This is a genomic window from Paenibacillus sp. F4, assembly GCF_002894905.1.
In the GTDB taxonomy this organism is placed as follows: Bacteria; Bacillota; Bacilli; order Paenibacillales; family Paenibacillaceae; genus Paenibacillus; species Paenibacillus polymyxa_B.
This window is the reverse complement of sequence record NZ_POVS01000009.1, coordinates 258,206-275,900: the sequence shown is the minus strand read 5'-3', so window position 1 is coordinate 275,900 and position 17,695 is coordinate 258,206. Positions and strand designations below refer to the sequence as shown.

The 17,695-nt window shown below is 46.4% G+C and carries 20 protein-coding genes; all 20 read left to right on the top strand.

What is annotated here, in order from left to right; all coding sequences use genetic code 11:
* Positions 1–10 precede the first annotated feature (10 nt).
* The gene (trmFO, locus tag C1T21_RS08220) at positions 11–1,351 is read left to right on the top strand and encodes an FADH(2)-oxidizing methylenetetrahydrofolate--tRNA-(uracil(54)-C(5))-methyltransferase TrmFO (protein WP_025723278.1); all 1,341 of its coding nucleotides are present in this window, start codon (positions 11–13) and stop codon (positions 1,349–1,351) included.
* 26 nt (positions 1,352–1,377) lie between these two features.
* Positions 1,378–1,920, top strand: a complete 543-nt coding sequence (gene hslV, locus C1T21_RS08215; RefSeq protein WP_013309881.1) for an ATP-dependent protease subunit HslV — start codon at positions 1,378–1,380, stop codon at positions 1,918–1,920.
* 36 nt (positions 1,921–1,956) lie between these two features.
* Entirely contained in the window at positions 1,957–3,357 is a 1,401-nt protein-coding gene (gene hslU / locus C1T21_RS08210) for an ATP-dependent protease ATPase subunit HslU (protein ID WP_103047883.1), read from the top strand.
* 408 nt (positions 3,358–3,765) lie between these two features.
* Positions 3,766–4,173 carry a flagellar basal body rod protein FlgB gene (flgB, locus tag C1T21_RS08205; RefSeq protein WP_013309883.1) on the top strand — a complete coding sequence of 136 codons (408 nt, stop codon included), beginning with the start codon at positions 3,766–3,768 and terminating at the stop codon, positions 4,171–4,173.
* Between the two features lie 6 nt (positions 4,174–4,179).
* Positions 4,180–4,632, top strand: coding sequence for a flagellar basal body rod protein FlgC (gene flgC, locus C1T21_RS08200; protein WP_013309884.1), 453 nt, complete (start codon positions 4,180–4,182; stop codon positions 4,630–4,632).
* 39 nt (positions 4,633–4,671) lie between these two features.
* Positions 4,672–4,986 (top strand): flagellar hook-basal body complex protein FliE, encoded by a 315-nt coding sequence (gene fliE, locus C1T21_RS08195; protein ID WP_007430020.1) that lies wholly within the window; start codon positions 4,672–4,674, stop codon positions 4,984–4,986.
* A 35-nt stretch (positions 4,987–5,021) separates the two neighbouring features.
* Positions 5,022–6,605 carry a flagellar basal-body MS-ring/collar protein FliF gene (fliF, locus tag C1T21_RS08190; RefSeq protein ID WP_013309886.1) on the top strand — a complete coding sequence of 528 codons (1,584 nt, stop codon included), beginning with the start codon at positions 5,022–5,024 and terminating at the stop codon, positions 6,603–6,605.
* Positions 6,606–6,616: 11 nt separating this feature from the next.
* Entirely contained in the window at positions 6,617–7,633 is a 1,017-nt protein-coding gene (gene fliG / locus C1T21_RS08185; protein WP_013370674.1) for a flagellar motor switch protein FliG, read from the top strand.
* Positions 7,626–8,462 carry a FliH/SctL family protein gene (locus C1T21_RS08180; protein WP_025723732.1) on the top strand — a complete coding sequence of 279 codons (837 nt, stop codon included), beginning with the start codon at positions 7,626–7,628 and terminating at the stop codon, positions 8,460–8,462. Before fliG ends, C1T21_RS08180 begins: the two co-directional genes overlap by 8 nt.
* Positions 8,449–9,768 (top strand): flagellar protein export ATPase FliI, encoded by a 1,320-nt coding sequence (gene fliI / locus C1T21_RS08175; RefSeq protein ID WP_103047882.1) that lies wholly within the window; start codon positions 8,449–8,451, stop codon positions 9,766–9,768. The genes C1T21_RS08180 and fliI overlap by 14 nt, the downstream gene beginning before the upstream one ends.
* Positions 9,769–9,778: 10 nt before the next feature.
* Entirely contained in the window at positions 9,779–10,222 is a 444-nt protein-coding gene (gene fliJ / locus C1T21_RS08170) for a flagellar export protein FliJ (protein WP_013309890.1), read from the top strand.
* Positions 10,223–10,269: 47 nt separating this feature from the next.
* Positions 10,270–11,253 carry a magnesium transporter MgtE N-terminal domain-containing protein gene (locus tag C1T21_RS08165; protein ID WP_103047881.1) on the top strand — a complete coding sequence of 328 codons (984 nt, stop codon included), beginning with the start codon at positions 10,270–10,272 and terminating at the stop codon, positions 11,251–11,253.
* Positions 11,254–11,279: 26 nt separating this feature from the next.
* Entirely contained in the window at positions 11,280–12,737 is a 1,458-nt protein-coding gene (locus C1T21_RS08160) for a flagellar hook-length control protein FliK (protein ID WP_103047880.1), read from the top strand.
* A gap of 19 nt (positions 12,738–12,756) precedes the next feature.
* Positions 12,757–13,290 carry a flagellar hook capping FlgD N-terminal domain-containing protein gene (locus tag C1T21_RS08155; protein WP_103047879.1) on the top strand — a complete coding sequence of 178 codons (534 nt, stop codon included), beginning with the start codon at positions 12,757–12,759 and terminating at the stop codon, positions 13,288–13,290.
* Complete coding sequence (locus C1T21_RS08150; protein WP_103047878.1) at positions 13,287–13,667, top strand: TIGR02530 family flagellar biosynthesis protein; 381 nt, start codon at positions 13,287–13,289, stop codon at positions 13,665–13,667. The genes C1T21_RS08155 and C1T21_RS08150 overlap by 4 nt, the downstream gene beginning before the upstream one ends.
* A gap of 104 nt (positions 13,668–13,771) precedes the next feature.
* Positions 13,772–14,581, top strand: a complete 810-nt coding sequence (gene flgF / locus C1T21_RS08145) for a flagellar basal-body rod protein FlgF (protein WP_103047877.1) — start codon at positions 13,772–13,774, stop codon at positions 14,579–14,581.
* Between the two features lie 60 nt (positions 14,582–14,641).
* Positions 14,642–14,866 carry a flagellar FlbD family protein gene (locus tag C1T21_RS08140; RefSeq protein WP_013309896.1) on the top strand — a complete coding sequence of 75 codons (225 nt, stop codon included), beginning with the start codon at positions 14,642–14,644 and terminating at the stop codon, positions 14,864–14,866.
* Positions 14,863–15,336: a flagellar basal body-associated FliL family protein gene (locus C1T21_RS08135; protein WP_023988194.1), complete on the top strand. Its 474-nt coding sequence runs from the start codon at positions 14,863–14,865 to the stop codon at positions 15,334–15,336. Before C1T21_RS08140 ends, C1T21_RS08135 begins: the two co-directional genes overlap by 4 nt.
* A gap of 43 nt (positions 15,337–15,379) precedes the next feature.
* Positions 15,380–16,378 carry a flagellar motor switch protein FliM gene (gene fliM / locus C1T21_RS08130; RefSeq protein ID WP_103047876.1) on the top strand — a complete coding sequence of 333 codons (999 nt, stop codon included), beginning with the start codon at positions 15,380–15,382 and terminating at the stop codon, positions 16,376–16,378.
* Positions 16,368–17,678 (top strand): flagellar motor switch phosphatase FliY, encoded by a 1,311-nt coding sequence (gene fliY / locus C1T21_RS08125; protein WP_103047875.1) that lies wholly within the window; start codon positions 16,368–16,370, stop codon positions 17,676–17,678. Before fliM ends, fliY begins: the two co-directional genes overlap by 11 nt.
* Positions 17,679–17,695 lie beyond the last annotated feature (17 nt).

Sequence of the window (17,695 nt, the reverse complement as noted above, 5' to 3'; positions counted from 1 at the left end):
GGATTTAAACGTGAGTGAACTACAAAAGGTAACGGTCATCGGAGCAGGTTTGGCGGGCAGCGAAGCTGCCTGGCAAATTGCAAGCCGTGGAGTGCCAGTCAAGTTATATGAAATGCGGCCGGTTGTAAAAACACCAGCACATCATACAGATAAATTTGCCGAACTGGTATGCAGTAATTCCTTGCGGGCAAACGGCCTAACGAATGCAGTAGGCGTACTGAAGGAAGAGATGAGAATACTAAACTCCTTGATTCTGAGTGCAGCAGATCGTCATGCTGTTCCGGCTGGCGGTGCATTGGCAGTGGATCGTGACGGATTTTCCGGTCATATTACTGATACGCTTCATCAACATCCCTTGATCGAGGTTGTTAATGAAGAGCTTCAGGAAATCCCACAGGACGGTATTGTGGTCATTGCGACGGGGCCTTTAACTTCTCCGGCTTTGTCGGAACAAATTAAATCGCTGATGGGAGAAGAGTATTTTTATTTTTACGATGCGGCAGCCCCGATTGTAGAAAAGGACTCTATCGACATGAGCAAGGTTTATCTGGCTTCCCGTTATGATAAGGGAGAAGCAGCGTACTTGAATTGTCCGATGAACGAAGCGGAATTTGATGCTTTTTATGAGGCTCTGATTACGGCTGAGGTAGCGCAAGTCAAGGAATTCGAAAAAGAAATTTATTTCGAAGGCTGTATGCCCATCGAAGTGATGATGCAACGCGGGAAACAAACGGCATTGTTCGGACCGATGAAACCTGTGGGTCTCGTAAATCCACATACAGGTGAACTGCCCCACGCAGTTGTTCAGCTTCGGCAGGACAACGCCGCAGGAACGCTGTATAATCTGGTTGGTTTCCAGACTCACCTCAAATGGGGGGAGCAAAAGCGTGTATTTTCAATGATTCCGGGTCTTGAAGAGGCAGAGTTTGTACGTTACGGTGTGATGCATCGCAATACCTTTATTAATTCTCCGCAGCAACTTCATCCAACTTATCAGTTCAAGGGAAGAAGTAATCTATTCTTCGCCGGACAAATGACCGGTGTAGAGGGATATGTGGAGTCAGCGGCTTCTGGTCTGCTGGCCGGGATGAATGCGGCACGAGCAGCGCGTGGACAGGAAATGTTTGTATTTCCTGCGGAAACGACATTAGGCAGCATGGCGCGGTATATTACGACCGCTGATTTTAAGCATTTTCAACCGATGAATGCAAACTTTGGTTTGCTTCCAAAGCTGGAGACACGGATTCGTAACAAAAAGGAAAAAAATGAAGCTCTCGCTAATCGCGCGCTGGAAAGTTTGCGCGGTTATATCAACGAAACGGGAGTTATGTCAGCTGAAGTACAGGCATAAGGATGAAGGAAAAGGAGGAGCGCGTTATGGATATGTCCTTTCATGCTACCACCATCTGCGCTGTACGCCACAATGGCAAAGGAGCTATTGCGGGTGATGGACAGGTAACGTTCGGCAACAGTGTTGTAATGAAGCAGACGGCTAAAAAAGTGCGCAGATTGTATCGTGGTCAGGTCGTTGCGGGATTTGCGGGTTCGGTGGCTGATGCTATCACGTTATTTGAAAAGTTCGAAAATAAGCTAGAGGAACACCACGGAAATCTTCAAAGAGCAGCCGTGGAACTGGCCAAGGACTGGCGTCAGGATCGTATTCTGCGCAAGCTGGAAGCGCTCATGATTGTGATGGACTCATCTGGAATGCTGCTCATTTCTGGAGGTGGCGAAATTATCGAGCCGGATGATGATGTGCTTGCGATTGGCTCAGGTGGTAATTTTGCATTGGCGGCTGCCCGTGCTTTCAAACGCCATGGCTCTGGCATGGAAGCAAAGGACATGGCACGGGAAGCGCTAGAGGTTGCTTCGGAAATATGTGTGTATACGAACAATCAGATTATCGTGGAAGAACTGTAAATCGGCTCTGAGTATTCAAGGGTGGAGGAGTGCAAAATGAATAATCAATCGTTGACGCCCAGACAAGTGGTATCCGAGCTGGATAAGTATATTGTCGGACAAAAGCAAGCTAAAAAATCTGTTGCTGTTGCCTTGCGCAACCGCTATCGGCGTAGTAAGCTGCCGGATGATATCCGGGATGAAATTGTGCCCAAAAATATTTTGATGATCGGGCCGACTGGTGTGGGTAAAACTGAAATTGCACGTAGACTTGCACGGCTCGTGGGAGCTCCTTTTGTCAAGGTAGAGGCGACCAAATTTACAGAAGTGGGTTACGTGGGTCGTGATGTGGAATCCATGGTGCGTGATCTGATGGAAACCTCCATTCGCATCGTTAAGTCGGAACGAACAGAGAATGTGAAGGACAAAGCGGAGGACATGGCAAATGAACGGATTGTCAGCATTCTTGTACCTGCAGAAAAGTCAAACAAATCGCAACGTAATCCCTTTGAAATGCTATTTGGCAATAACACGGGAACTTCGGTAGAAGAAGAACCACCACAACAGGATGGATCTTTGGCAGAAAAGCGCCGTAAGGTTAAATTCGATCTGTTATCCGGAAAGCTTGAGGATGATGTCATAGAGATTGATGTGGAGGATACTGCACCCAATATGCTCGATATGTTTGCTGGGCAAGGGAATGAACAAATGGGTATGAATATACAGGAGATGTTCGGAAGTTTTCTTCCCAAGCGGACGAAGAAGCGCAAGCTACCAGTCAAGGAAGCTCGCAAGGTGTTGATTCAAGATGAAGCCGCCAAATTGATCGATATGGATGATGTGATTCAGGAGTCTGTGAAGCGTGCTGAGCAATCCGGTATTATTTTTATTGATGAAATAGATAAGATTGCCAGCCAGGGTAAGGGTAGTGGCCCCGATGTGTCGAGAGAAGGCGTCCAGCGCGATATTTTACCTATTGTCGAGGGATCTACCATCATGACCAAATACGGTCCGGTAAGAACAGATTACATTCTGTTTATTGCTGCAGGAGCTTTTCATGTTGCAAAACCATCTGACCTGATCCCTGAGCTTCAGGGCCGTTTCCCAATCCGTGTGGAATTAAGTAGCCTGACTTTGGATGAGTTTGTGTCGATATTGACGGAGCCTAAAAATGCGCTGACCAAGCAATACACTGATTTACTCCGTACTGAGGAGATTGAAGTCGAATTTTCTGCGGAAGCGATCCGTGAGATTGCCAGCATTGCTGAGTCTGTAAATCGCAACACCGAAAATATTGGCGCACGTCGTTTGCATACCATTCTAGAAAAGCTGCTGGAGGATCTGTCGTTTGAAGCACCAGAGCTTACATTGGATCGTATGATCATTACCCCGGAATATGTACGTGAGAAGCTGGGAGATATTGCCCAAAACAGGGACCTTAGTCAGTATATTTTATGAATAGGGTTTCTAAAAATAGGGTGTGTGGTCCAGAATAACACTATCTTGCACCGTCGTTTAGACCTAGATAATGGTCAAGTTGATGATTTTTCTGTCTATTCCAAAAGTAGGACGTATAATCTTTTACAGGTGTAAAGTGCTAAGAAAACATTCATTTTCTTGAAATAAACCTGAAAAATTTAACATTTTATGCATCTAAAGCCCTCTTTTTTAAAAAAGATAGGGCTTTTTTCTTATTGTAATTAGGTCCCAACTCTACGAAACTTAGAATATATGACAGAAAGTTATTATTTTCTACTTAAGACCTAAAAGAAATGTATAATTATGAAATTTTATTGTCGAAAAAAAGTGAAAAATCTTGTTTTATTGAATCTTACTTTGGAGTAGACGCTGGGAGGGAGGAGCTAAATGAATCTGCTGGGTGATATGAGCTTTCAAAAGCTTCAGGCAGGTGTACAGGCGGCAAATACGAGACAACGTGTGATGGCCGACAATATATCCAATGCGGATACCCCGTATTTTAAGCGTTCGGAGGTTTCATTTGAAGAACTGCTTCAGCAGCAAATGGATGGTGATGTCACACCACTACGTGGAAAAGTAACCAATTCAAGACATTTTCAAATAGGACCTGTGAACTCCATTCCAGATGCCACGGTCACCAAAGATGGGTACTCAGTCATGAATAACAATATGAACAACGTAGATATCGACAGAGAAATGAGTCTTATGGCTGAAAATCAACTAAGATATAATACCTACATCCAAGAAATTAATGAGCGCATCAAGATGATGAGAACAGCGGTAGAAGGGAGATAGGACTAGGTGAAGATTAACAACGGCTTTGATATTAGTGCATCTGCTCTTACGGCCCAACGGTTGCGGATGGACGTTATATCTAGCAACATTGCCAACGCAGAGACAACTCGGGCGAAAGTAGAGAATGGACAAGCAGTTCCATATCGGAGAAAAACGGTTGTTTTGGAGCCGAACCAATCTGGCTTTGCCGATGTTTTGAAGGCTCAAATGGAAGGAAGTAGCACAAGCGCTGCTGGCGTTAAGGTTTCGCAAATTCAGGAAGATCAGTCACCTTTGAAGCCTGTGTACAATCCGGGTCACCCGGACGCTGATAAAGATGGCTATGTATATATGCCTAATGTAGACATTATGAAAGAAATGGTCGACATGATTTCCGCAACACGCTCATACGAAGCCAATGTAACAGCTCTGAATGCATCAAAGGCTATGGTTTCCAAAGCGCTTGAAATCGGTCGCTAACTTCTAGGACTACTAACTACTTAATAGGGAGAGTAAAACATGATTCAGAACGCCATGTTTAATGTACAGACACCGGTAATACAGCAGATTCAATCGCCTAACAATGAGTTGACGAAAGCGACGCCTTCCGAATCCTTGAAAGATTTTGGTTCCTTCCTGAAGGATGCTCTCAATGAAGTAGGGCAGCAGGAAGCCGCTACGCACCAGATGTCCGACCAATTCATGGCAGGCAAAGTTGATGTAGATCAGGTCATGATCACTTCCCAACAAGCGCTGCTTTCCCTGCAGCTTACTACACAGGTCCGAAACAAAGCGATCGAAGCCTATCAGGAGATCATGCGTACACAGATGTAAAGAGGGTTTAGCAAAGTTTCGGATGGGGTGACGGAGTGAACGAGAGAATCGCCCAATATCGGGATAAGATTTCCGGGTATTGGAATAATTTCAGCAAAAAACAGAAGATATTACTTGTTTCGACATTAGCATTCATCATTATCGCCGTTGTAGTGCTAACGATGCAGTTTACCAAAACCGAGTATGAAGTGGCTTTCCGAGATTTAAATGCTAACGATGCTGCCGGAGTCATTAAATATCTCGATTCTGCGGGAATACCGTATCAACTTAATGCTGGTGGGACACAAATCTCAGTCCCAACCGCTAATGCGGATAAGGCAAAGGTAGATGTTGGGTCTCAAGGCCTGATTCAGAAGGGTTCAATCGGCATGAGCGCTTTTGACCAGTCCTCCTCTGCGATTGGTATGACAGAGAACGAGTTCAATGTGAAGTACAATAATGCATTGAACGGCGAAATACAGCAACTGTTGGAACGGATGGATGGTGTCCAAAGCTCCAAAGCTGTCATTAATATGCCAAAGGAAAACATTTTTGCCGGACTTGAAGAAAAGGACAAAGCCTCCGCTTCGATTCAAATGGAATTCGAGCCTGGCTTTACTCCAAATCAGCAAGCGATCGACGGATACTTTAATTTGGTAAAAACGGCCGTACCGAATTTGCCAGTGGAAAACATTACGATCACCAATAAGGAATATGAGTTGATTCCAACGGCCAAGGGCGGCCAAGGTGGGCTCACTAGTGGTGTTCAGGAAAACATGGCTCTACAGAAGAAGTTTGAGAGCGATGTAAGGAATAATGTCCAACAATTTTTGTCGAAAATTGTTGGAGACGACAAGGTAAATGTGCTGGTTATGTCCCAGCTAAATTTCGACAAAGTAACATCAAAAGAACAAATGGTCACACCTGTTGATCAAACGAAAATGAAGGGTATTGAAATAAGCGCCCAACAAATTCAGGAAAGCTATACGGGTAGTAGTGGACAAACCGGAGGAGTTGCAGGAACAGGAACACAGGATGTTCCGGGCTACCCCGGAGGAGCTAATTCCGGCAATACCAGCTCAGATAAGAGCTCAAGTACGATTAACTACGAAGTTAACCGAATTGCAAGGGATATTATCCAAAGTCCGTACACTGTAAAAGATTTAACCATTAATGTTGCAGTTGAACCACCAACAGGTCAGCAAACGTTGGATACTGCAACTCAGACAGCAATTCAAAATATTTTGGTTAATATTGTAAGAGCGTCTTTGGCGAATTCTGGTACTACTATTACAGACGCTGATTTGGCTAAAAAGGTTTCAGTGTTCTCACAAGCTGTTCCAGCGCCTGCGAGCACGAATACATTCTTCTCAGCTTCCAACCCTTGGCTATGGGGCATCGGAGCTGCTGTTCTGGCACTGCTGGCGGGTGTAATCTTCCTCATCGTACGCGGTCGTCGTAAGCAGGAAGAAGAGTTGGATGAAGAATTGCAACTCATGCCAACGCCGACGGAGTTCCCGTCTATTACCATGGAAAGTGTGACAAATGAAAGTCAAGTGCGTAAACAGCTTGAAAGTCTGGCGAAAAAGAAACCCGACGAATTCGTCAATCTGCTTCGTACATGGCTGGCTGACGAATAGAGGTGAGTTCATTGGCAAAGGCAAGCAGTCAAGGTTTAACGGGAAGACAGAAAGCAGCTATACTTCTGATCACAATGGGACCAGAGGTATCTGCTCAAATATTCAAGCATTTGCGTGATGAGGAGATCGAGCAACTTACATTGGAAATTGCCAATGTGCGGAAGGTCGATGCCATTGAGAAGGACTCCATCATGGCCGAGTTTCATCAAATTTGTTTGGCTCAGGAGTACATTTCCCAAGGCGGTATTAATTACGCTAAAGAAATATTGGAGAAAGCACTCGGATCGCAAAAAGCAGTTGAGGTCATTAACCGTCTAACAGCGACGTTACAGGTAAGACCCTTCGATTTTGCCCGCAAGGCTGATCCAAACCAGATATTGAATTTTATACAGAATGAGAATCCGCAAACGATTGCTCTCGTGCTTTCGTACTTGCAATTTGAGCAGGCGGCTGCAATTCTGTCGTCTCTGCCACAGGAAAAACAGGCAGATGTAGCCCGGCGTGTCGCTGTCATGGACAGTACATCTCCGGAAGTTATTTCTCAGGTGGAACGAGTGTTAGAGCAAAAGCTGTCTGCAACCGCGACGCAGGATTATACGAATGCGGGTGGTATCGAGTCCATTGTTCAGATTTTGAATGGCGTAGACCGCGGAACCGAACGTACGATTCTCGACTCGCTTGAAATTCAAGATCCAGAACTGGCTGAGGAAATCAAGAAAAGAATGTTCGTGTTCGAGGATATCGTCAATGTGGACAATCGTTCCATTCAGCGCATTATCCGCGATATCGACAATGCAGATTTGCAATTGGCGCTTAAAGTGTCCAGTGAAGAAGTACGCGATGTGATTTTCCGAAATATGTCGAAACGTATGGCAGAAACCTTCAAAGAGGAAATGGAGTACATGGGACCGGTGCGGTTGCGTGATGTGGAAGAAGCACAGACACGTATCGTATCGACGATCCGCAGATTGGAAGAGGCCGGTGAGATTATAATCGCACGCGGCGGAGGAGATGACATCATTGTCTAACTTGATTAAATCTTTCCAATATGTTCCTGTAGAGGCTTTGAAAACAATTGATGTGGCACATACGTATGCGCCAGAAACGACGGACGAAGAAATCACAACTGAATATACGGAGCCGGAGCCTCAGCGAGATCACGAGGCTGAACGGCTACGGGATGAAATGCTGAATGATGCTAAGGATTTTGCCGAACGTCAGGTTCGCGAGGCAGCTGAAGAAGCGGAACGGATGCTTCAGGAGGCACAGCAGCAGATTGAAGCCTGGTGGCAGGAACGACGCGAGCATGACGAGCAGTTAACCCAGTCGTTAAAAGCTGATGGGTTTCAGCAAGGATATGAAGAAGGTCAGAAGCTGGCTGAGGCCGAGCTCCAGACGAAATCAGAGCAGATGATGGAAGAAGCACAGGATATTCTGCGTCAGGCCTATGAGATCAAGGAACAACTGATTCAGGAAGCTGAGCCTTTCCTGGTTGAACTGAGTAGTGCTATTGCTGAGAAGGTTATTGAGAAACAGCTCAGCCTTGAGCCTGAATACACGATTGAATTAATTCGTAAAAATTTGGCTCGTAAGCGGGAAAAAGGAACCATTACATTGTGTGTGTCGCCTCAGCATTTCGCATTTGTGCAAGGTGCGCGAGAAGAATTGTCATTAACTGTCGATTCGCAGGCAGAACTGCAAATTATACCTGATGGTACCGTTAAAGATCGCGGTTGTGTTATCCGTTCTTCCTTTGGAAGTGTGGATGCGCGGATTGATACGCAATTAGCTGAGATCAAAAAGGAATTACTGCGTCTGGCACATGAGAATGAGGAGCGAAGACATGAAGGGGCTTAATGCGCAGCGCTACATGGATCATTTGCGCCAGCTGGACCCGGTTCGGGTAAATGGCAAGGTTACGCAGGTTATCGGCCTGATGGTTGAATCGGAAGGTCCAGACGCCAGTATCGGGGATGTTTGTTACATTTATCCGGGTAAAACGGCAAAGCCGTTGCAAGCGGAGGTTGTAGGCTTCAGGGACAATAAGGTGCTTCTGATGCCACTTGGAGAACTGCACTCCATTGGTCCCGGTTGTGATGTTGTAGGAACAGGGAAACCGTTGAATGTGCAGGTCGGGTCGGAGCTGTTAGGCAAAGTGCTGGACGGCTTGGGTCAGCCTCTGGATGGCTCATTGATTCCCTCGCGAATGGCGAGATATTCAACCTTCAATATTCCGTCCAATCCGCTGAATCGTCCGCGTGTACAGGAACCAATCAGTATCGGGGTGCGCGCTATCGACGGGTTGCTTACTATCGGTAAAGGACAGCGGGTTGGTATTTTTGCAGGTTCGGGTGTAGGTAAAAGTACCTTGATGGGAATGATTGCTCGTAATACGGAAGCTGATGTGAATGTAATTGCCTTGATCGGGGAACGTGGACGCGAGGTGCTGGACTTTATTGAACGGGATTTAGGCCCGGAGGGACTAGAACGTTCCGTGGTCATTGTGGCAACTTCCGACCAGCCTGCGTTAATCCGTATTAAGGGTGCACTTATTGCAACAACGATCGCGGAATATTTTCGGGATCGCGGGTTGAATGTCATGCTGATGATGGATTCAGTTACCCGGTATGCGATGGCCCAACGTGAAGTGGGACTAGCCGTAGGGGAGCCACCAGCAATGAGAGGGTACACACCTTCCGTGTTTGCTAGTCTACCTAAGCTTCTAGAACGTGCAGGGACAGGTCCTACTGGCTCCATAACCGCTTTTTATACGGTACTGGTCGATGGTGATGATATGAACGAGCCCATCGCGGATGCGGTGCGCGGGATTTTGGATGGACACATTGTCTTGAATCGTGGGATTGCGAACAAAGGTCATTTTCCCGCAATTGATGTGTTAGCGAGTATTAGCCGGGTTATGAAGGATATCGCACCACGAGATCAGATAGACGCTGCCGAGAACATTAAGCGCTTGATGGCCATTTACAAAGATTCGGAGGACCTGATTAATATCGGGGCCTATCAGCAGGGTTCAAATGCAGAAATTGACGAATCCATGGAGCGTATACGGGATATATGGGATTTTACAAGACAAAGAACAGATGAAAAAGCTGAACTGGATGAGGTAAGGGAGCGTTTGATTTCTGAATTTACGAGGAGATGAAGGTTGAACGATGAGATTTCAGTATTCCTTTCAGAAAGTTGTAGACTTGAAAACCAACGAAAAGTCACAGGCCGAATGGTTGCTTTCCAGTGCTGTCGGACAATTGCAGGCTGAGGAGCAGACATTAACACAGCTTGTAGGCGAAAGGAATCGGGTCATATCAGCCATTCAAAAGGCTGCCGAGGATTGCGCGCCACTCTCTACTATTCAGGAATTACAGGCTTATGTTAATCATCTGGACCAATGTATTACACGCAAGCATAGGGATGTTCAATATGCGCAGCAGAATGTGCAAAGCAAACAAACCGTTTTGACCGATAAAATGCTGGATGAACAGGTTTGGCTGAAAGCGAGAGAGAAGGCCAACGTGAAATTCCAACAGGAAATGCTCCTGCGCGAGCAGAACGAGCTGGATGAAATGGCTTCCGTGCGATTTGCCATGAAAGCCCGGTAAGCGGAAAGTCATAGGATACGCATATCAGCTGCCTGAGGAGGAAGACGATGGCACAGAAGTTAGCAGAAAATGAACTGGATATGGATTTAGGAAAAGAATCAGGCGGGGGATTTGAACGGTTTATGTTTTTCCTGATTCCGATTGTGTTCACAATCGTTCTGGTCGGGGTCCTGCTTACATTGTTCAATATGGACTTCAGAAGCGAAATGATTTCGTTAGGGAACAAAATACCAGTTGTTAAAAATTGGATACCTGAACCGAAAGATAAGGCTACTCAGACGAAAGAGGCAGATCAGAAGGCTCAGTCTGAAAGTTCTGAAGCAACTATTGAGCAGTTAAAGGCAGATTTAGCCAAGCAGACGGAGGAACTTAAAAAGGCTACCGCTGCTAAGACGACACAAGATAAAAAGGTTACTGAACTGCAGAATCAGGTCAATACGCTGCAAACGCAACAGGAACAGCAGTCACAGGCCAGTCAGCAGGGACAGGCCGGTACGCAAACTACAGGTGGAACAACAAATGAAGATCCTTATGTAAAACAGGCCAGAGATCTTGCTAGCATGTATGAAGGGATGACAGCAAGTAAAGCGGCACCGATTATGGAGAATCTGACCACGGAAGAGACTGTGCAGCTGTTAAGCTACATGGACCCTGCCAACAGTGCAAAGATTTTGCAAAAGATGGACGCTAAAAAAGCAGCCGATATTACTATGGCTCTGAAAAACGTAACGCCATCTACGGATTTGTCAGTTGCTGCGTTGCAGTCTCGCCTGAAAAAGGATCAAGGTATCACGGCTGGAACAACGAGTAAGAGTTTGCAAAGCACTCAAATCAGTAGCACATTTGCTTCCATGGACAAGAAGAGCGGTGCCGAACTTATTTTACAAACTTACAAAATCAGTCCAGACAAGGCATTAAACATATTAAATACAGTAGATGATTCGACACGTGGTTCTTTACTACAAAATATGTCTGCCAAGGATGCGGCTCAGACCGCAAAAATTTTGAACAAACTGATGGGCAGTAAGTAATTTAAATGAAGGGAGGTGAAAAATAAATGACCCTTATTTCTCAAAGTGTATCGCTCAGCTCCAGTCAGACAGCTAGCAGTACAACGGCCTCAACAACGACTACAGCCACGGCTGCTGGAGCAACCACGGGTGCTTTTAATCAAACACTTACGCAAATGATGACAGGCGGGCAAACGGGCTCAGCAGGCACAGATGCGAACGGTTCTCCATTAGTTATGGTACTTCCGTTGATTGCAACCGGAGAATCCGCGGAAGCTCCAACCGAGCCGCTGGTCGAAACACTGGCTCCTTTGCTGCAAAATCTCGAAAAGCTGGATGATCAAGTAGCTGCCAATCCTGCTCTGCTTGCAACTCTGCAAGCGTGGATTCAGCAAGTACAACAGTTTTTACAAGGCGACGGAACAAATCAACAGTTAAACGGTGGAGAAACGACAGAGGCGACAGGCTTAACAGCCTTGGCAGCCAACCCGGCTACTCTTCGATTTGCATTGCAGGACGCTTTGTCACAACTTGCCAATGTAGCAGAGCAGGCTTCTGGAGACCAAAAGTCCCAGGTGGCACAGTTGCTACAATCGCTCCAAAGCGCAACGGCAGGTACGGGAGCTATTTCCGATGAACAGTGGAATGGTGTAATGAAAGCTGTGGAACTTGCTGATGGTGGGGATTCACAAGCAGTTCAGCCTTCTGCAAATCGAGGAAATGGTACTCAGACCGTAGCTACAGCTACTACAGACAAACAGGTTGTTGCTTCTCAGCAGCAAGCAAGTCAGGGCGAAACTAATCAACAAGGTTCAGAAGGGCAACGTTCATCAACTAATATTCTCGTTCAGTCTGCAGTTAAGACGACTGTAACGGATGAAGCGAGTGCATTCGTAGATGCAACTGAGCAAGTGGATTCGACAGCAACTGACAATCAGACTCCAGTGATCACGACTGCGGGACAGCTTTCGGTACAAACGCAAGGAACAACACCTTCGGCTCCGGCTCAACCAGTCGTACATGTACGGCAATTTGCCAAGGAGATGACCGAATTTGTAGTGCAGAAACTTGACATTGTAAAACACACTGGTTTGACGGAAGCGACTATCATGCTTCGTCCAGATCATCTGGGCCAGCTCGAGGTTAAGCTGACAATGCAAAATGGTCATCTGGTTGCCCAGTTCATGACTGAGCATAGCGGAGCGAAGGATTTGTTGGAACAGCAAATGTCGCAGCTGCGTTCGAGTCTCCAGAGCCAAGGTATCCAGGTGGATAAGGTAGAAGTAACGCACAATGAGTCGCTTTCCTCCCATATGTATCAGGATGGACGCGGATCTGGAGCTAATCAGCAGCAGCAATCCAATCAACGTTCCAAAGCTCGTGGTAGAGAAGAGAGCGAAGATGCTATGAAGGTAGCTGAAATGGCAGAGGAACTCCGTAACTGGACAGCAGAACAACGTGCAGATGATATAAATCGGACAGGCTCCTTTACAGCACAAGCGTAATGATGGAGGTGAGAACACAATGACGACGACAGACAACAATGTATCCACCAGTAACGTCTGGCCGAATTACAATGTGAACAATGTCAAAACAGCAAGTGCCAAGGATACTAAAACGATGGGTAAAGATCAATTTCTGAAAATTTTGATCACCCAGCTACAAAATCAGGATCCGATGCAGCCTTTGGAGGATAAAGAATTTATCGCTCAAATGGCCCAGTTTTCCTCGGTGGAACAACTGATGAACATTTCTACGCAGTTGAATGCATTGGGACAGTCTTTAGGTACGGCTTCCGGTTTGATAGGAAAAGAAGTCAGCTGGATTGAGGCAGGTAAAAAAGATTCCATCACAGGTGAAACAGGTGCGGGTACAGTGAAAACTGGAATCGTGGATTCCATCGTTATTCGCGACGGTGTGCAGTATGCCAAAATGGGAGCGGCTGAGGTGGCATTAAAAGATGTAACATCAGTGAGTCAGGCTAATACAACGACTCCCGCTACAAATACATCGGATACTTCATCTTCTTCCTCTACTGGAAGCGGTGAGAACTCATGAATGACAGGATAACGGTCGGACGCCTTTTTCCCGCCAACGTGCCACCGGCAGCAATCTCACAAAACCGAGTAAATTCGGTATCCAAGGATGCAAGACCGTTCGGTCAGGTGTTGCAGGAACAGGTGCTCAAGCTGAGCAACCATGCAGCCAAGCGTCTGGAGCAGCGGGGAATAGAGTTGAGAAGTGACCAAATGGCGAAAATCAACTCTGCTGTGGATAAAGCAGCTGCCAAAGGCGCCAAAGAATCATTGATTTTAATGCAGGATATGGCTTTGATTGTAAGTGTACCTAATCGAACAGTTGTTACCGCGATGGATAAGAAATCCATGGAGGATAACGTATTTACGCAGATAGATAGTGCTGTAATTATTTCATAAAAAATGTATACGAAGTGGCTGGCCCGAATAGGAAAGCCATGAAAAAGCCGCGGATCGACTGATGCGGTCAACTAAGCAACCAATCAGAGGAGGATTTATACTCAATGTTGAGATCAATGTATTCAGGTGTATCGGGCATGAAGGGCTTTCAAACGAAGCTGGACGTTATCGGTAACAACATTGCAAACGTAAATACTACAGGCTTCAAGTCCAGCCGAGTGATGTTCAAGGATATCTTGAGCCAAACGAGTTCAGGCGCAAGTGCACCAGACGGAACAACAACCGCCGGGCAGAATGCCAAGCAGGTAGGTTTGGGGGTATCGGTCAGCTCAATTGATACACTGCATCTTCCAGGTAGTGCAATGACTACGAACAACCCAACGGATTTACGTATTAACGGTGACGGATTTTTCCTGGTCAAAATGAATGATGCACAGGAAGTTCCTTATCTGACTCGTGCGGGCGATTTTCATGTAGACGCGAACCGAAATCTGGTTACTTCTGATGGATTTTTCGTAGGAGATGCGGGTGGAGATCCCATCACACTTGCTGACAATGTTACAGCATTCTCCATCTCGCAGGACGGTACAATTGTACAACAATTGGATGACGGAACAGTTGATAATGGCACACAAATCGGATTAGCCAGAGTCACGAATCCAGAAGGTTTAGAAAAAATCGGTGGGAGCCTGTATCGTACAACGGTCAACTCCAACATTGATGCACTTGAGCCTGGAGCAGCCAACTCAGAAGGGCGTGGAGCTATCATCGCGGGTCAGCTGGAAATGTCCAACGTTGATCTGACCGGCGAATTTACCGAAATGATCGTAGCTCAGCGCGGATTCCAAGCGAACTCGCGTATCATTACGACCTCGGATGAAGTGCTTCAGGAAGTTGTAAACTTGAAACGATAATCTCATTTAAACGCGGAGGAGTAGAGGCTCCTCCGCACCTATCAGGAGGTTGGTATTACGATGATCCCGTTAACGCGGCTGAACGGCTCGCCTATGTGGCTTAATGCGCTGCTCATTGAGACTGTGGAGGAAACACCGGATACATACGTCACTTTGGTGACGGGGAAACGGTTGATTGTATTGGAAAAAGCGGCAGATGTCGTCTCCTTGATCAAGGGTTACAGCCGTGAAATCGGCATGCATGCCGCCACGATAAAAGTGCAACAAATGGAGGAAGACGAATGAAGAAGATGCTGCCATGGCTCATTACAATTTTACTCGCGATTACTTTGATTGCAGGCGCGGCCTTTGTACTTATACCAGCGCTTAGCGGGAAGAAGTCGGAAGTCATACCGAATGCGCAAGCTGCTCAAGCAGAACAACTTCCAAGATTGTCAGCAGATGAATTGGTGGAAGTGAGCTCTGAAATTACCGGTATCAAAACGAATTTGGCAGACGCAGATTACATTGTCCAGATGAACCTATCTTTTCAATTGAACGATGCCAAAGCAAAAGAATCTTTTGAAAAAATTAAAGACATCAGTATTAAGCCCATCGTTATTCAATTGCTTGCAGACACCAAACCTGATGAGCTCAGAACGGCTAAAGGCCGGGACCAGTTCAGTGACAAGCTGACGGATCTCATCAACAAGTCGCTCCCTGAAGGTCACCTGGGGAACGCCAAAATTACAGACTTTTTGCTGGCAGCCATTTGATTCCAGGTGAACTTGTCAGGAACACGTAAGGGGGTGAATAACATTGGTGGATGTACTGTCACAAGGGGAAATTGATGCCCTTTTAGCAGCTCTTTCGTCCGGTGAAATGGATGCGGAAGAACTTAAAAAGGAAGATACCCAAAAGAAAGTTCGCGCTTATGATTTTAAAAGAGCGCTTAGGTTTTCCAAGGATCATATACGGAGTCTGACGCGGATACACGAGAACTTTGCACGGTATCTGACCACATATTTTTCAGCGCAGCTTCGTACTTTTGTCCAAATTAATGTCGTTCAGGTGGAGCAGCTTCCTTATGATGAATTCATTCGCTCCATTCCGAAAATGACCATTCTAAACATTTTTGAAGCTGAACCGCTGGAAGGCCGTATGGTGCTTGAGGTTCACCCGAACGTTGCTTATGCCATGTTGGACAGGCTTCTCGGAGGAACAGGTTCGGCACCGTCAAAGGTTACTGCGTTGACCGAAATCGAGACGACGATCATGGAGCGAATCTTCAGTCGTACCTTTGAAAGCCTGCAAGAGGCATGGAAAACGGTACTGGACATTGAACCGCGCCTAGAGGCGATGGAAACAAATCCGCAGTTTATGCAGATTGTTTCGCCGAATGAAACGATTGCTCTGATTTCGCTTAGCACCAAAATTGGTGATACCACAGGGATGATTAACCTCTGTATCCCGCACGTGGTATTGGAACCCATTATGGCCAGACTGTCCACGCACCAGTGGTTTACATCCGAAAAGAAATCAAGGGCGCCCGAAGAGATCGACGCCTTGAGATTACGGGTCACCAAAGCAGAGCTCCCTATTATTGCGGAGTTGGGTGAATCCCGGATAAATGTAGCCGAGTTTCTGGGTCTTTCGGTAGGGGATGTCATTTCATTGAACAAGCCTGTCAAAGAAGGACTATCCATCCGGGTAGGCGAGAAATTGAAGTTTATGGGAAGTCCCGGCATGGTAAGAGATCGTGTTGCCGTACAAATTGATGAAATTGTCAACGAAGGAGTTGAAGAAATTGACGAGTAAAGACTATTTGTCCCAGGAGGAAATCGATGCCTTGCTGAAACAGTCTGAAGCGGGGACGGATTCTACTCCCGCAGGCAAGACCGTTGACGATTTTCTGACTCCTCTGGAGCAGGATGCTCTCGGGGAAATCGGTAATATAACGTTCGGCAGCGCAGCTACGGCTCTTTCCACACTGCTCGGTCAAAAGGTGGATATTACGACACCTAAAGTTTCAATTATTACCCGTTCTGAATTTGAAACTGCATTTCCAAAGCCACACGTAGCCGTACATGTAAATTATGTCGATGGATTCGAGGGTATTAACTCACTCGTAATCAAAAAGCGTGATGCACAAGTGATAGCGGACTTAATGCTTGGTGGTGAAGGTAACCCAGCGGATGAAGAATTGAATGAAATTCACATCAGTGCCGTGCAGGAAGCGATGAACCAGATGATGGGATCGTCGGCGACCTCTATGTCTACCATGTTTAATCGTTTTGTTAATATCTCTCCACCGGGGATTGATATTTTGGATCCTATGCACGGTGATGGAGTATCTAGTCTGCCGGATGAAGAAACGCTCATTACAGTATCCTTCCGGTTATTGATCGGGGATCTTATTGACTCTACGCTGATGCAACTGTTACCTGTTAATTTCGCCAAAAAAATGGTGAGCATCCTAATGAATGGCGGAGAGGATGAAGAACAACCGCAAGCGTCCGCACAGCAGGTAGCTGCAACAGCTGCTCCCGAAGCGCCGCAACAAGCTAGCGTTCCGCAGCAACCGCCTGCACCAGCCTATCAACAGCCACCTGCAGCCGCGCAGGCGCCGCAAGACGCAGGCTATGGGCAACAACCGCCAATGTATCCTCAAGACCCGGGATATGGGCAGCAGGGCGCTCCAGGCTATGGAACACCGAGTTATGGAATGCCAGCTGGTGTACCGCCGCAAGCTCCTTACGGAACGCCTCATCACTACGGCGCAGTACCGGGACGTAATGTAAATGTACAACCTGTACAATTTTCTAACTTGCAGTCCGGTGCATTTGCGCAAGTGGATGAAAACAATTTAAATTTATTGATGGACATTCCCCTTAGAGTCACCGTAGAATTAGGAAGGACCCAAAAGCAAATTAAAGATATTCTGGAGCTCTCACAAGGTTCAATTATTGAACTGGACAAGCTTGCCGGGGAGCCGGTGGACATTTTGGTTAACAACAAACTGATTGCCAAGGGCGAGGTTGTCGTAATCGACGAGAACTTTGGCGTGCGTGTAACAGATATTGTAAGCCAATGGGACCGTATTCAAAAATTACAATAAAAGCATAATTTAGGGAG

Coding starts and splice junctions, on each gene's coding strand:
- C1T21_RS08135 (WP_023988194.1), top strand. CDS start 14,863: ATGAAGAAGATGCTGCCATGGCTCATTACAATTTTACTCGCGATTACT.
- flgB (WP_013309883.1), top strand. CDS start 3,766: ATGAATCTGCTGGGTGATATGAGCTTTCAAAAGCTTCAGGCAGGTGTA.
- C1T21_RS08165 (WP_103047881.1), top strand. CDS start 10,270: ATGGCACAGAAGTTAGCAGAAAATGAACTGGATATGGATTTAGGAAAA.
- C1T21_RS08160 (WP_103047880.1), top strand. CDS start 11,280: ATGACCCTTATTTCTCAAAGTGTATCGCTCAGCTCCAGTCAGACAGCT.
- C1T21_RS08140 (WP_013309896.1), top strand. CDS start 14,642: ATGATCCCGTTAACGCGGCTGAACGGCTCGCCTATGTGGCTTAATGCG.
- fliI (WP_103047882.1), top strand. CDS start 8,449: ATGAAGGGGCTTAATGCGCAGCGCTACATGGATCATTTGCGCCAGCTG.
- hslU (WP_103047883.1), top strand. CDS start 1,957: ATGAATAATCAATCGTTGACGCCCAGACAAGTGGTATCCGAGCTGGAT.
- fliE (WP_007430020.1), top strand. CDS start 4,672: ATGATTCAGAACGCCATGTTTAATGTACAGACACCGGTAATACAGCAG.
- C1T21_RS08150 (WP_103047878.1), top strand. CDS start 13,287: ATGAATGACAGGATAACGGTCGGACGCCTTTTTCCCGCCAACGTGCCA.
- fliJ (WP_013309890.1), top strand. CDS start 9,779: ATGAGATTTCAGTATTCCTTTCAGAAAGTTGTAGACTTGAAAACCAAC.
- hslV (WP_013309881.1), top strand. CDS start 1,378: ATGGATATGTCCTTTCATGCTACCACCATCTGCGCTGTACGCCACAAT.
- flgF (WP_103047877.1), top strand. CDS start 13,772: ATGTTGAGATCAATGTATTCAGGTGTATCGGGCATGAAGGGCTTTCAA.
- C1T21_RS08155 (WP_103047879.1), top strand. CDS start 12,757: ATGACGACGACAGACAACAATGTATCCACCAGTAACGTCTGGCCGAAT.